The sequence below is a fragment of the Nonomuraea sp. B10E15 genome (assembly GCF_039871615.1).
GTDB lineage: Bacteria > Actinomycetota > Actinomycetes > Streptosporangiales > Streptosporangiaceae > Nonomuraea.
Genome location: NZ_JBDPMB010000001.1, coordinates 1,156,767 through 1,168,739 on the forward strand (window position 1 = coordinate 1,156,767; position 11,973 = coordinate 1,168,739).

General features: G+C 70.5%; 11 protein-coding genes. 6 read left to right on the forward strand and 5 right to left on the reverse strand.

All coding sequences use genetic code 11. The features are described 5' to 3' along the window. Positions 1-38 precede the first annotated feature (38 nt). Together ABGB14_RS05255 and ABGB14_RS05260 are read left to right on the forward strand one after the other, a co-directional pair. Positions 39-929, forward strand: a complete 891-nt coding sequence (locus ABGB14_RS05255) for a PhzF family phenazine biosynthesis protein (protein WP_347642382.1) — start codon at positions 39-41, stop codon at positions 927-929. A 14-nt stretch (positions 930-943) separates the two neighbouring features. After that, the gene (locus ABGB14_RS05260; protein ID WP_347642383.1) at positions 944-1,441 is read left to right on the forward strand and encodes a nucleoside deaminase; all 498 of its coding nucleotides are present in this window, start codon (positions 944-946) and stop codon (positions 1,439-1,441) included. Between the two features lie 88 nt (positions 1,442-1,529). Here the strand turns inward: ABGB14_RS05260 and ABGB14_RS05265 are convergent, their stop codons facing one another. Continuing rightward, on the reverse strand, positions 1,530-2,138 hold the full coding sequence (locus ABGB14_RS05265) for a helix-turn-helix domain-containing protein (protein WP_347642384.1): 609 nt from the start codon (positions 2,136-2,138) through the stop codon (positions 1,530-1,532). Between the two features lie 74 nt (positions 2,139-2,212). On the opposite strand from ABGB14_RS05265, the gene ABGB14_RS05270 reads away from it, so the two are divergent. Continuing rightward, a complete protein-coding gene (locus ABGB14_RS05270) occupies positions 2,213-3,406 on the forward strand; it encodes a cytochrome P450 (protein ID WP_347642385.1) in 1,194 nt (397 codons plus the stop codon). A 303-nt stretch (positions 3,407-3,709) separates the two neighbouring features. Next, complete coding sequence (locus ABGB14_RS05275; RefSeq protein ID WP_347642386.1) at positions 3,710-4,852, forward strand: serine hydrolase domain-containing protein; 1,143 nt, start codon at positions 3,710-3,712, stop codon at positions 4,850-4,852. Between the two features lie 59 nt (positions 4,853-4,911). Here ABGB14_RS05275 and ABGB14_RS05280 read toward each other — a convergent pair whose 3' ends face one another. The 3 genes from ABGB14_RS05280 to ABGB14_RS05290 form a co-directional block, all read right to left on the reverse strand. Continuing rightward, entirely contained in the window at positions 4,912-5,298 is a 387-nt protein-coding gene (locus ABGB14_RS05280) for a hypothetical protein (protein WP_347642387.1), read from the reverse strand. After that, positions 5,238-5,639 carry a hypothetical protein gene (locus ABGB14_RS05285; protein WP_347642388.1) on the reverse strand — a complete coding sequence of 134 codons (402 nt, stop codon included), beginning with the start codon at positions 5,637-5,639 and terminating at the stop codon, positions 5,238-5,240. Before ABGB14_RS05285 ends, ABGB14_RS05280 begins: the two co-directional genes overlap by 61 nt. A 341-nt stretch (positions 5,640-5,980) precedes the next feature. After that, positions 5,981-6,661 carry a DUF998 domain-containing protein gene (locus tag ABGB14_RS05290; RefSeq protein WP_347642389.1) on the reverse strand — a complete coding sequence of 227 codons (681 nt, stop codon included), beginning with the start codon at positions 6,659-6,661 and terminating at the stop codon, positions 5,981-5,983. Positions 6,662-7,305: 644 nt separating this feature from the next. On the opposite strand from ABGB14_RS05290, the gene ABGB14_RS05295 reads away from it, so the two are divergent. Beyond that, positions 7,306-9,141 carry an alkyl sulfatase dimerization domain-containing protein gene (locus ABGB14_RS05295; RefSeq protein WP_347642390.1) on the forward strand — a complete coding sequence of 612 codons (1,836 nt, stop codon included), beginning with the start codon at positions 7,306-7,308 and terminating at the stop codon, positions 9,139-9,141. Positions 9,142-9,212: 71 nt separating this feature from the next. Here ABGB14_RS05295 and ABGB14_RS05300 read toward each other — a convergent pair whose 3' ends face one another. Next, positions 9,213-10,544: an aminotransferase class I/II-fold pyridoxal phosphate-dependent enzyme gene (locus tag ABGB14_RS05300; RefSeq protein ID WP_347642391.1), complete on the reverse strand. Its 1,332-nt coding sequence runs from the start codon at positions 10,542-10,544 to the stop codon at positions 9,213-9,215. 87 nt (positions 10,545-10,631) lie between these two features. Between ABGB14_RS05300 and ABGB14_RS05305 the strand changes: the two genes are divergently transcribed. Next, positions 10,632-11,966 carry an aspartate aminotransferase family protein gene (locus ABGB14_RS05305; protein ID WP_347642392.1) on the forward strand — a complete coding sequence of 445 codons (1,335 nt, stop codon included), beginning with the start codon at positions 10,632-10,634 and terminating at the stop codon, positions 11,964-11,966. Positions 11,967-11,973 lie beyond the last annotated feature (7 nt).

The following is an 11,973-nucleotide window of genomic DNA, read 5'->3' on the forward strand; positions in this document are numbered from 1 at the left end:
CGTGTGAACCGCGATTCGGGCTCCCTAGCGTTGTCCTCATGACGACTACGACACCGTTCTTCTTCATCGACGTCTTCGCCGAGCGCCCGCTGGCCGGTAACCCGCTGGCGCTGGTTCCTGACGCGGACCACCTGACGGTGAACCAGATGCGCGACATCGCCCGCGAGTTCAACCAGTCCGAGACCACCTTCCTGCTGCGGCCCACCCGGCCGGGCGCCGCATGGCGGCTGCGGTCGTTCACCCCGATCGGCGCCGAGGTCGACGGCGCCGGCCACAACGCGCTCGGCGCCTGGCTGTGGCTCGCCGACCAGGGGCTGACCGGAGACGAGCCGTCGCGGACGCTGATGCAGGAAATAGGCGGGGACGTGCTGCCGGTGGAGGTGGTCCGCGGGCCCGGGCGCGACGTCCGCATCGTGATGGAGCAGTCGGCGCCCGTGTTCGGGCCCGTGGTGGAGGACGCAGGGCGCCTCCTCGCCGCGCTCGGACTGGAGCCTGCGGACCTGTCCGCCGATGGGCAGGCGCAGGTCGTCTCCACGGGAGTGGCTCACCTGCTCGTCCCGCTGGCCGACCGTCCCGCTGTCGACCGCACCGCCGCCGACAGCAGGCCCCTGGCCGCGATCCTGGCCGAGGCGGGCGCCGAAGGCTGCTACGTCTACACCACCGCAGCCGGGGAGCCCGAAGCGGACGCCTACAGCCGGTTCTTCAATCCCACCGTGGGCATCGTCGAGGACCCGGCCACCGGCACGGCCGCGGGTCCGCTCGCCGCCCTGCTCACTCGTCATCAACGGGCCGATGGCGGGCTGGTCGTCATCGAGCAGGGCCACCGGCTCGGGCGGCCCAGCCGGATCCAGCTCGAGGTCGACGGCGACCGGGTGCGGATCTCCGGGTCCGGGATCGTCACCGGCCGTGGAGAACTCCGGCTCGCGTGAACGGGGGGACCACGATGTCCGTCGATGACCTCACACCCACAGATCTGACGCATCTGCGCCGCTGCGTCGAGCTCGCCACCGAGGCTCTGGAGTGGGGCGACGACCCGTTCGGATCGGTTCTCGCCGACGCCGACGGAGCCGTCCTGGCCGAGCAACGCAACCGCGAGGCCACCACCGATGACCCGACCGCCCACCCGGAGATCGCCCTGTCCCGATGGGCGGCGGCGAACCTCACGCCACGGCGACGATCGACTGCCACGGTGTACACGTCGGGCGAACACTGCCCGATGTGCTCGGCGGCGCACGCCTGGGTCGGGCTGGGCCGGATCGTCTACGTCCACTCCGCCGCACAACTCGCCGAGTGGCGGGCGGCGCTCGGGCGCCCCGCCTCACCCGTGCGGAGCCTGCCGATCGCTGAGATCGCACCCGGCATCCCGGTCACAGGACCGGTGCCCCCTCTCGACGAGGAGATGCGGGACCTGCACACCCGCGCGGCCGGACGCTCCGGCTGAGCCGACGGCGCCCGCCGGCATCGACCGGCTGCTCTCCCGGTCGGTCACCACGTCCTCTCCTGGGTGAGAGCGTGGCCGGGGGCGTGTGTCACGAGTCGTCGAGGCTGGACAGCCCGTTGACGGCGATCTGGATGCCGCGTCGTCCGGCGGTCAGGACGTCCTGATTGGAGGCGCCTTGTTGCTGGGCGACCAGGCCGGCGGTGGCCAGCGCGCCCATGAAGCTCCCGACCGCCGCCCCGGCCGACACGGGATCCAGCCCGGGATAGACCTCGCACAGAGCCCTGGCCACCCGGGGCTGCACCTCCATCATGATCGTCAGCCCGCGTGCGCGCAGCGCGGGCTCGGTGAACATCAGCTGCGCCCGCAGCGGTGACAGCGCGAAGTCCAGCTCATCGTCCTCGCCCATGCTGCGCACCAGCGCGTCGAACATCCGGCCCAGCAGAGCTCCCAAGGGCTCGCCCGGTTGCCGCCCGGCGATCACGTCGAGCATGTCCTTTTCGCGATCCTCGACGTGCAGGAAGAGCACATCCTCCTTGCTCGCGAAGTACGCGAAGAAGGTGCGGGGTGCCACGTCGGCCGCCGCGGCGATCTCGGCGACGGTCGTCTGCTCGTAGCCCCGCTCGCTGAACAGCCGCACCGCGGCCTCCAGCAGCGCACGGCGGGTGCGGATCTTCTTGCGTTCGCGATGGCCTTCCACGGCGCCACCCTATCGCAGGCTCTGCGTTTATGCATATGTTGCAAATTCGCAGTCTGTGCGCTTTTCTGTGAGGTATGGAAACCCTCGACACGCTGCCCCTCGATCGGACGGACCCATTCGAGCCGCCCGCCGTACTGAAAGAGCTCCAGGGACCGCTGCACCCGATGACCTACGCCGACGGACGGCCCGGCTGGCTGGTCACCGGCTACACCGAGGCACGCGCGGTGCTCGACGACCCCCGCTTCAGCAACAGCACGCAGGGCGGGGGCGGCGCGCCGCCGATCAAGGAGCTGATGCCGCCCGAAGGGCTGACGGACTGGGTGATCCCGCCGGGCTTCTTCATCGCGATGGACGATCCCGGGCACTCCCGCTTCCGCAGGCTGCTGACCGGGCACTTCAGCATGCGCAAGATGCGGCGGTTGGAGCCCAGGATCCAGGAGATCATCGACGGCCGGCTCGAGGAGATGGCCCGCGGTGGAGCTCCCGCCGACCTGGTCCAGGCGTTCGCGCTGCCGATCCCGTCGCTGGTGATCTGCGAGCTGCTCGGCGTGCCGTACGGCGATCGCGCGCACTTCCAGGACACCACCGCGCGGGCGGTGAACCTCGACAACTCCGCCGAACAGCGGGGCGCCTCGCACGCCGAGCTGATGGGCTACCTGTCCCAGCTGGTCGGGCGCAAGCGGGCGGAACCCGCCGAGGACCTGATCAGCGAGCTGGCCGCCGGCGGCGAACTCACCCACGACGAGCTCACCGGCGTGGCCACGCTGCTGCTGACCGCCGGGCATGAGACGACCGCGAACATGCTGAGCCTGGGCGCGTTCCTGCTGCTGTGCCGCCCGGAACAGGCGGAGCTGGTACGCACCGATCCCGGCGTCGCGGCGAGCGCTGTCGAGGAGCTGATGCGGTACCTCAGCATCACCCACATCGGCCCGATCCGGGTCGCCAGGGCCGACGTGCCGCTCGCCGGGCGGACGATCAAGGCAGGGGAGACCGTGACGATCTCCATCCCGGCCGTCAACCGGGACGAGACCCGGTTCCCCGACCCCGACCGCTTCGACGTCACCCGCCAGGCGGGAGCGCAGCTGGGCTTCAGCCACGGCATCCACCAGTGCCTGGGCCAGCAGCTGGCCCGGCTGGAGATGCGGCTGGCCTATCCGGCGCTGCTCCGCCGCTTCCCCGGGCTGCGGCTGGCCGTACCCGCTGCGGAGGTTCCGCTGCGGCCGCGGGCCACCATCTACGGCGTGGCCGCCCTCCCGGTCACCTGGTAGTGGCGCCTCCGGGCGCTGCACCGACGTCTTCACGATTCCCTCGTACGGAGCCGGCGCGCTGCTCATCCGCGAGGCCGCTGGAGCATCAGGCGATCAGGCGGACGCATGCGGCGCGAACTCGCCTCCATAGCGGCCGCAGTGGCCGTTGCAGGTGCCACGATCACCGCACGCCGACGGCGGCCGATCGCTGACCGCGCCGGTCGGAAACGCGGAGGAAACCCTGTCAGGACTACACATGGACCACGCGCTGAAGGCGATCAAGCCACCCATGCTTGCGCGTCTGGACAGGAGGAAATTTCCATCGTGAATCGTACGACAGCAGTCGGCCTGGCGGGTCTGGCATGCGCGATGCTGACGCTCGGCGTCACCGCACCCGCCGCCGCCACCGGCTCGGATCGCCCCCGGTTCGGTGACGTGCAGAAGGCGCTCACAGAACTGGCCGCCAGCTCCAAGGTCGTGGGCGCGATCGGCGCCGTCTACGTCGACGGCAGGCGGGTCGACCAGGGCACCGGTGGCACCCGCCTGCTGGACGACAAGGGCGGCAAGATCCCTCCCACCGCCCGCTACCGGATCGGCTCACAGACCAAGCTGATGACCGGCACCGTGATCCTCCAGCTGGTCAAGGAGAAGAAGTTCGCCCTGGACACCAAGCTGAGCGAGCTGCTGCCCGTCGTCGTCGAACAGGACCTGGTCAAGCTGGCCGACCAGATCACCCTGCAGCAGATGCTCCAGCACACCTCCGGCATCCCCAACCTGCCGGCCGCGGACGTCTTCGGCGACACCACCTACCGCACACCGCTGGAGATGGTGAAACAGACCAGCGACCTGGAACGGACAGGAGAGCCGGGCGCCCAGTTCAGCTACTCCAACACCAACTACTTCCTGCTCGGGCTGATCATCGAGAGGTACACCAAGCACACCGTGGCGGCGGAGTTCGAACGACGCCTGTTCGACGAGCTCGACATGGACAAGACCTACCTGCCTGTCAAACCGCCCGGCGGCATCAAGGGCCCGCACGGCCACGGCTACTACCCCGACAAGGACGGCAAGCTGCGCGACGTCGACCGCCAGAACATGAGCCACGGCTACGCTGCCGCCGGGGTCATCTCCACCTCCGACGACGTCAGCGCCTTCCACCGCGCCCTGGTCAAGAACCAGCTGCTGCCCAAGGAACTCACCCAGGTGCTGCTGGGCCGCCTGCTGCCCAAGGAGCAACCGGCCAAGACCGCGTCGAAGCCGGCCGCCAACGGCCGGATCTGCGACGGCAAGGGCGGCTACTTCGGCGTCACGGGCGGCGGCCCAGGAAACAAGTCCACCACCTACAACACCCCCGACGGCCGCGTGCAGTTCGCCCTGTCGGCCACCCTGGCCGCCTCCAACCTCGATCCCGAGCTGGATCCCCTCATGGAGAAGGCCGCCGAAGCGATCCTCTGCCCCTCGAACTAGCACCACGCGGTCCGGAAAGGACCCGGGTCCGCCGCATCTTGATCGCCGAGACCGGCGGTTCACCGCGCTGGCGGGCTTCGTCCCACGCCGGTCGCCGCCACGTCGCTCACCCCAGCCCAGCAGCGGCCGGGGCGGCGTTCGCGCCGTCCCGGCCACCCGGCCGGCTTCTGCCGGCGCTGTCCGCCGGGACAGCGCACCCCGATCTCCTCGCGGACGGCGTTTATCGTGGCCACCACCGCGACCGACTGCTCGTGGGTCATCAGCGGACTCTCGACCTCGCCCTCAGCGATCAGCCGCTCCGCTTCCGCGGCCTGGTACTGCATGCCTCTGCCGCTCACCGGCTGGTCGAACCGTTCCAGCTCCTGCCCCGTCACGTTCTTGACGGTCACCACCGCGGGGAAGTACCAGACCGAGTCGATCTCGATCCGGCCCTCGGTCCCGAGCACCACGGAGGTGTTGGGCCTCTGGTCTCCATGGAGGAGTACGACGTCGAGAGGGCATCGTTGCGGTGACGCAGGGCCGTCGCCACGCACACGTCGACGCCGGTGTCGCTCAGGGTGCCGCGCCCGGTGACCTCCACGGGATCCCCGAGGATGTCGTGGGCGAAGGACACCGGGTAGACGCCGACGTCCAGCAGGCAGCCGCCGGCCAGGTCGGGGTTGTTGAGCCGGTGCGCGGGGTCTGACGGGAGCCGCTGCGTGCGGTCCGCGTGCAGCGAACGGACGTCGCCCAGCATCGGCTCGACGCCGGGCAGGAGCCGCTCCCTGGCGTACCCGACCGGGCGCACGGCCTTCGACTGGTGACCCCACGATCCCGACGGCCTCCAGCGCCCTGCCGGAGATGACGGGACGGTCGAGCCACCAGGAGGGCTTCCCGCCGTGGGTGCGCACGAGGGCGCCGGCCGAGAGCGGGACGGGTTCGATGCGGTAGGCCAGGTCCGGATCCAGGGTCGGCAGCCTGATCCGGCCCTGCTGCGCGGCCGCTGACGTGTCGAGCGGGGCGTATGCCGTGCTGGAGGAAGTGGTTGCGAGGGCGAAAGAGCCTGGCACGTAGAGTATTCATCACGTCACTCAAAGCGTCCATAGGCTTTTCCGCTGTTGTCCGGGCGTCGCCGCCGCCCTCGGAAGGTCAGGCCGGTGCCGCCACGCCGGGCCGAATCAGCCGGTACGCGGCCAGGAGCGATGCCCACACCATGATGAGCGCGATGGCGAGGGCGAAGGCGACATTGGCCACCCGGGAGCCCTGCGTCGCGAAGATCGAGATCCAGGCCGCCAGGAAGAGCGCGCCGGTCACCATGCTGAAGGCGGCCCAGCCGCGGCGGTCGGTCGCCGCGAATTGTCGGCCGAACGCGAAACACGCGGCGATCAGCGCGAGAAAGGCGACCGCGGAGACGAGGAAGTGAACCATCCCTTGCGTGCTCATGCTCGTGGGCGCGCCGAGGGGCGTCCCCGGCGGGAAGCCGTCGGCAGGGTCGGCGGAGAAGAAGGCGGCGGCGACCATCCCGGCGCCGAAGACGCCGACCAGCCGCGGCCCCCAGGTGCCGGCCCGGCCTGCCGAACCGCGTGCCCGGTGCAGGCCGGCCGCTCCCGCCATGAACAGCAGGCCGCTGACCGCGAAGTTGGCGATCTGAATCCATCCCTGGTCACCGTTGCTCAGCATGCTGGCCGGGTACCGGCTTATGTCGAACCCGTCCCTGGTGAGCATCTGCAGCAGGACCACGACGATGTAGAGGGGGCCTGCGGCGATGCCGCACAGCAGCAGCGTCCGCGCCGCCCCGCCGGACGCCGTAGTGGTGAGGTTCTCGGTCATCGGGTCTACTCCTCATGAGTGTCGGCGAGTCGCCGTCCGGCGGACTCGGTACCTGGTGGCCGCCGCGCCGGCCGCGTTCGGTGATCTGGACGCTGCCGAAGCCCCAGGCCGTCGGTGCGGTGCGAGCGTCCTGCTCCGGCGGCGACCGGCTGGGCGGCGTTGATCTGGCCGACGACGTCGATCATTCGTTCGCTCCCTCCTCCTCGTCCTTCGGGCACGGTCGTCGCTCCGCGGACGGCCTCTCGTCAAGCGGGTGGTGGCGCTCGCGCTGGGCCCGCGCGAGTTCGGTGCCCAGCGCGTCAAGGCGCCGACTCCAGAACCGGTGACAACGCTCCAGCCGGATGCGGGCCTCCTGAGTGGTGCGGGGACGACGCCGTGCAGGCGCCGGAGGTGCCGGCCACGCCGCCGAGCACATCGACCGCGTGCACGGGCCGATAATCTCAGCTGCTACTTATATAAGTCAATGCTGATAGATATCGCGACTGGGCGGCTGGCGTGTGGGGCTGATGTTGTCCGGGCGGGGATCGGTGATCCACCGGGTGGCCGGCGCGGTGGCCGGGCAGGTAACGTGTCCGCACCTTGATCTGGGCTTTCCTGAACCGCCACTGGCCCTAGCGAAGGACGCTGCGGGGCAGCAGCGTCGTATGGCAGACCTTCCCTTTCACGACCGGACCGACTTCGACGACGCGGAGCGCGGCTTCATCTCCCAGCTGACCCCCGCCGTGATCAGGGCGGCAGAAGGAAAGGTCGTCTGGGACAACGATGCGTACGCCTTCCTGGCCGGCGAGTGCCCGGCCGGCGCGAACCCGAGCCTGTGGCGGCAGGCCCAGCTGTGCGCCAAGCAGGGGCTCTTCGAGGTGACCGACGGCATCTACCAGGTGCGCGGACTGGACCTGTCCAACATGACGATCGTGGAGGGCGAGCGCGGCGTCATCGTCATCGACCCGCTCATCTCCACCGAGTGCGCCGCCGCCGCGCTCAGGCTGTACCGCGACCACCGGGGCGACCGCCCGGTCACCGGCCTGATCTACACCCACTCCCACGCCGACCACTTCGGGGGCGCCCGCGGCGTCACCAACGGGAACGGCATCCCCATCATGGCGCCGGCGCACTTCATGGAGCACGCCGTCGCGGAGAACGTCTACGTCGGCACCGCGATGAACCGCCGGGCCGTGTACATGTACGGGGAGTTCCTCCCGCGCTCGCCCGAAGGCCAGCTCGGCTGCGGCCTCGGCATGGGCGCCTCATCGGGCACCGTCTCCCTCATCCCGCCCACCGTCGACATCATCCGCACCGGACAGGAGGAGACGGTCGACGGCGTACGCATCGTCTTCCAGCTCACCCCCGGCACCGAGGCTCCGGCGGAGACGAACTTCCTGTTCCCCGAGCACCGTGCCCTGTGCATGGCCGAGAACGCCACCCACAACCTGCACAACGTCCTGACCCTGCGCGGCGCGCTGGTCCGCGACGCCCGCGTCTGGTCCCGCTACCTGACCGAGGCCATCGCGCTGTTCGCCGACCACGCGGACGTGGCCTTCGCCTCCCACCACTGGCCCACCTGGGGGAGGGAGCGCATCGTCACCTTCCTGTCCCAGCAGCGCGACCTGTACGCCTACCTGCACGACCAGACCCTGCGCATGCTGAACCGCGGCATGACCGGCAACGAGATCGCCGAGACCATGCAGCTGCCGCCCGCTCTGGAGCAGTCATGGCACACGCGCGGCTACTACGGCTCGGTCAGCCACAACGTCAAGGCGATCTACCAGCGCTACCTGGGGTGGTTCGACGGCAACCCCGCCCACCTGTGGGAGCACCCGCCCGTCGACCAGGCCCGCCGCTACGTCGAATGCCTCGGCGGCGCCTCCGCCGTCGTCGGGCTGGCCGGCCGCTACATCCGCGACGGCGACCTGCGCTTCGCGGCGACGCTTCTCAACCACGCGGTGTTCGCCGAGGAGGGCAACGCGGAGGCGCGCCGGCTGCTGGCCGAGGTGTACACCCGGCTGGGCCAAGGCGCCGAGAACGCCACATGGCGCAACTTCTACCTCACCGGCGCCGGCGAGCTGACCGGCCGGCCGCCGAAGTCCGCGACCGACACGGCCTCGCCGGACATGCTCGGCGCGCTCACCGCGGAGCAGATCTTTGACTCGCTGTCCATCCGCGTCAACGGCCCCGATGCTTGGAATGAGCGCTTCGCCATCGACTGGCACCTCACCGATCTCGACGAGTGCCACCGCACATCGATGTCCAACGGCGTCCTGATCCACGAGACGTCGCCATCCGGCGGGGGCGCCGACCTCGCCATCCGGCTGACCAAGGAGCGCTTGATGGGCCTGCTCGCCGGAGACGGCGGCGCCGACGGCATTGACCACGACGGCATTGACCACGACGGCATTGACCACGACGGGGACATGACCGTCCTGCACCGGCTGACCGCCGTCCTGGAGGAGCCCACGCGGGACTTCGCCATCGTCACGCCCTGACCTTGCGAGGGCGTTCAGGACCCCGCCGGCCCGCGCAGCTTCGCGGCCGACGCGCGAAATCAGGGGCCGGCTCAGCGGCGGCGGGTGGCGTGCGCCGCCTCGGCGATGGTCTCGGCGACGCCGTCGACGTCGTGCTGGTCGAGCGGCGCGCAGGCGACGCGGAGGAAGTCACCGGGCAGCCGCGTCGCCATGAACGCCGATCCGGGCGCGACCGCCACGCCGTTGAGCGCGAGCGACACCAGCGCCTGCTGCTCGTTGCGCACGCCGACCCAGAGGTTGGTGCCGTCCCTGCCGTGGGCGGTCACGCCGCGTGCGGTGAGCGCCCGCTGCAGCGCCGATCTCCGCGCGGCGTACTCGTTCCGTGCCGCGGCGACCTGCTCCTGGGATTTCTGACCGGTGAGCAGCCGCAGCAGGACGTTCTGCAGGAGCCTGCTGGTCCAGCCGGAGCCGAGCATCCGGCGACGCAGCAGCGACATGATGGGTCCCTCGGCGCCGCCGACGGCGGCCATCCGCAGGTCGGGGCCGTGCGACTTGGAGAAGCCGCGGATGTGCACGGTCCGCTCGGGAAGGTGGTGGCCCAGGCTCACCGGCTCGGCCACGGCGATCCCTGCCGAGTGGTCGTCCTCGATGATCAGTGCCGTGGAGTCGCGCAGCACCGCCGCCAGCTCCGCGGCGCGCGGCTCGTCCATGCTGTGACCGGTGGGGTTCTGCCCGCGCGGCTGGAGGATGACGGCGTCCGCGTCGGCCTCGCGCAGCGCGGCGCCGAGGTCGCCGGGCTCGATGCCGCGGTCGTCGACGGGCAGCGCGACGACCTCGGCTCCGAACAGCTCGAGGAGGTCGAGGATCGGGGGGAAGGTCGGGTTCTCGACCACGACCCTGGTGCCGGGCCGGACGAGCCCGGACAGCAGCCGGTCCACCGCGTCCATGGCCCCGTCGACCAGCGCGAGCACCGCGGGCGGGAACGGCCAGTCCGCCCGTAACACCTCCTCCAGGCCGGGCAGCAGCGGCGGGTCGAAGTAGCTGCTCGTGCGCTGATCCCTGCTCAGCTGCTCCAGCACGGACTCCACGCGTGGCAGGAGCGCGGGATCCGGCCAGCTCTCCGACAGGTCGAGCAGGCCGGCGAAGCCCTCGGCCCGCAGCCGGCTGTATCTGGTCGGGCCGGTCAAATTCGCCGGGGTGCGCACCACCGTGCCACGCCGGCCGTCGGTGCGGACGAGGCCCGCTCTGAGCAGCCGCTGCCACGCCTGCGAAACGGTCGCCGGGCTCACGCCGAGCGCCTCGGCGAGCTGCCTGACGGTCGGCAGCCGCTCGCCCGCCGGCAGCTCTCCGCTGGTGATCAGGCGGCCGACCGTCTTGGCGATGCCGGCCGCCGTGCGGTCGCTCACCGACGCAGAAATGTCCACAGCTGTTTGTACTATAACAAACTTTCTATTGTCTACCGGCATTACTGCACGTAATCTCATGCCACCCACCAGCGAAAGGGCGTATCAGTGACCGCGCGACAGGTGACCGACGACGACCGCCGCTACGTCTTCCACTCGTGGTCGGCACAGGACCACATCTCCCCCCTGCCAGTGGCGGGCGCGGAGAGGTCGACCTTCTGGGACTACGGGGGCAACCGCTACCTCGACTTCTCCTCCCAGTTGGTGAACTCCAACCTCGGACACGGCCATCCCCGGCTGATCTCCGCGATCGGCGACCAGGCGGCCAGGCTCGCCTACGCCGCGCCCTCGTTCGCCGTCGACGTGCGGAGCGAGGCGGCCCGGATGATCGTCGAGCGGGCACCCGAGGGCATGGCGAAGGTCTTCTTCACCAACGGCGGAGCCGAGGCCAACGAGAACGCGGTCAGGATGGCCAAGCTGTTCACCGGCCGGCACAAGGTGCTCAGCACCTACCGCTCCTACCACGGCGCGACCACCGGGGCGATCTCGCTGACCGGCGAACCACGGCGCTGGCCGAGCGAGCCGGGCCTGCCCGGCGCCGTGCACTTCTTCGGCCCCTACCCCTACCGCTCCGCGTTCTCCGCAACGAGCGCGGAGGAGGAGAGCGAGCGGGCGCTGCGTCACCTCGACGAGGTGGTGACGCTCGAAGGACCGCACACCGTGGCCGCGGTCGTCCTGGAGACCGTGGTCGGCACCAACGGCGTCCTGGTCCCGCCGCCCGGCTACCTGCGCGGCGTGCGCGAGCTGTGCACCCGGCACGGGATCCAGCTGATCTGCGACGAGGTCATGGTCGGATTCGGCCGCGTCGGGCACTGGTTCGCCTGCCAGGCATGGGACGTCAGGCCCGACCTGATCACCTTCGCCAAGGGCGTCAACTCCGGCTACGTCCCGCTCGGCGGTGTGATCATCTCGGCCGAGGTGGCCGGGTTCTTCGGCGACCGCGCCTACCCCGGCGGGCTCACCTACAGCGGTCACCCGCTGGCCTGCGCGGTGGCGGTCGAGCACATGAAGGTCCTGGAGGAGGAGCGGATCCTGCCCCGGGTGCGCGCACTCGGCGAGCGGCTGGAAACCCGGCTGGCCGAGATCGCGCAGCGGCACCCCAGCGTGGGTGAGGTGCGCGGGATGGGCCTGATGTGGGCGATCGAACTCGTCCGCGACAGGGAGACTCGCGAGCCGCTGGTGCCGTACAACGCCGCCGGGCAGGCCAACGAGCCGATGGCGCGGGTCGCCGCTGCCTGCCGCGAGGGCGGCGTGTGGCCGTTCACCCACTTCAACCGGCTGCACGTCGCGCCACCGCTGATCATCGAGGACGACGAGCTGGACCGCGGGCTCGCCGTCTACGACGCGGCGCTCAAGATCGCCGACGAGTACGTCACCGGCTGAGGAGGAG

Bases quoted from the DNA above. Each gene is read 5' to 3' on its own strand.
- ABGB14_RS05255 (WP_347642382.1), top strand. From the start codon at position 39: ATGACGACTACGACACCGTTCTTCTTCATCGACGTCTTCGCCGAGCGC.
- ABGB14_RS05270 (WP_347642385.1), top strand. From the start codon at position 2,213: ATGGAAACCCTCGACACGCTGCCCCTCGATCGGACGGACCCATTCGAG.
- ABGB14_RS05295 (WP_347642390.1), top strand. From the start codon at position 7,306: ATGGCAGACCTTCCCTTTCACGACCGGACCGACTTCGACGACGCGGAG.
- ABGB14_RS05260 (WP_347642383.1), top strand. From the start codon at position 944: ATGTCCGTCGATGACCTCACACCCACAGATCTGACGCATCTGCGCCGC.
- ABGB14_RS05290 (WP_347642389.1), bottom strand. From the start codon at position 6,661: ATGACCGAGAACCTCACCACTACGGCGTCCGGCGGGGCGGCGCGGACG.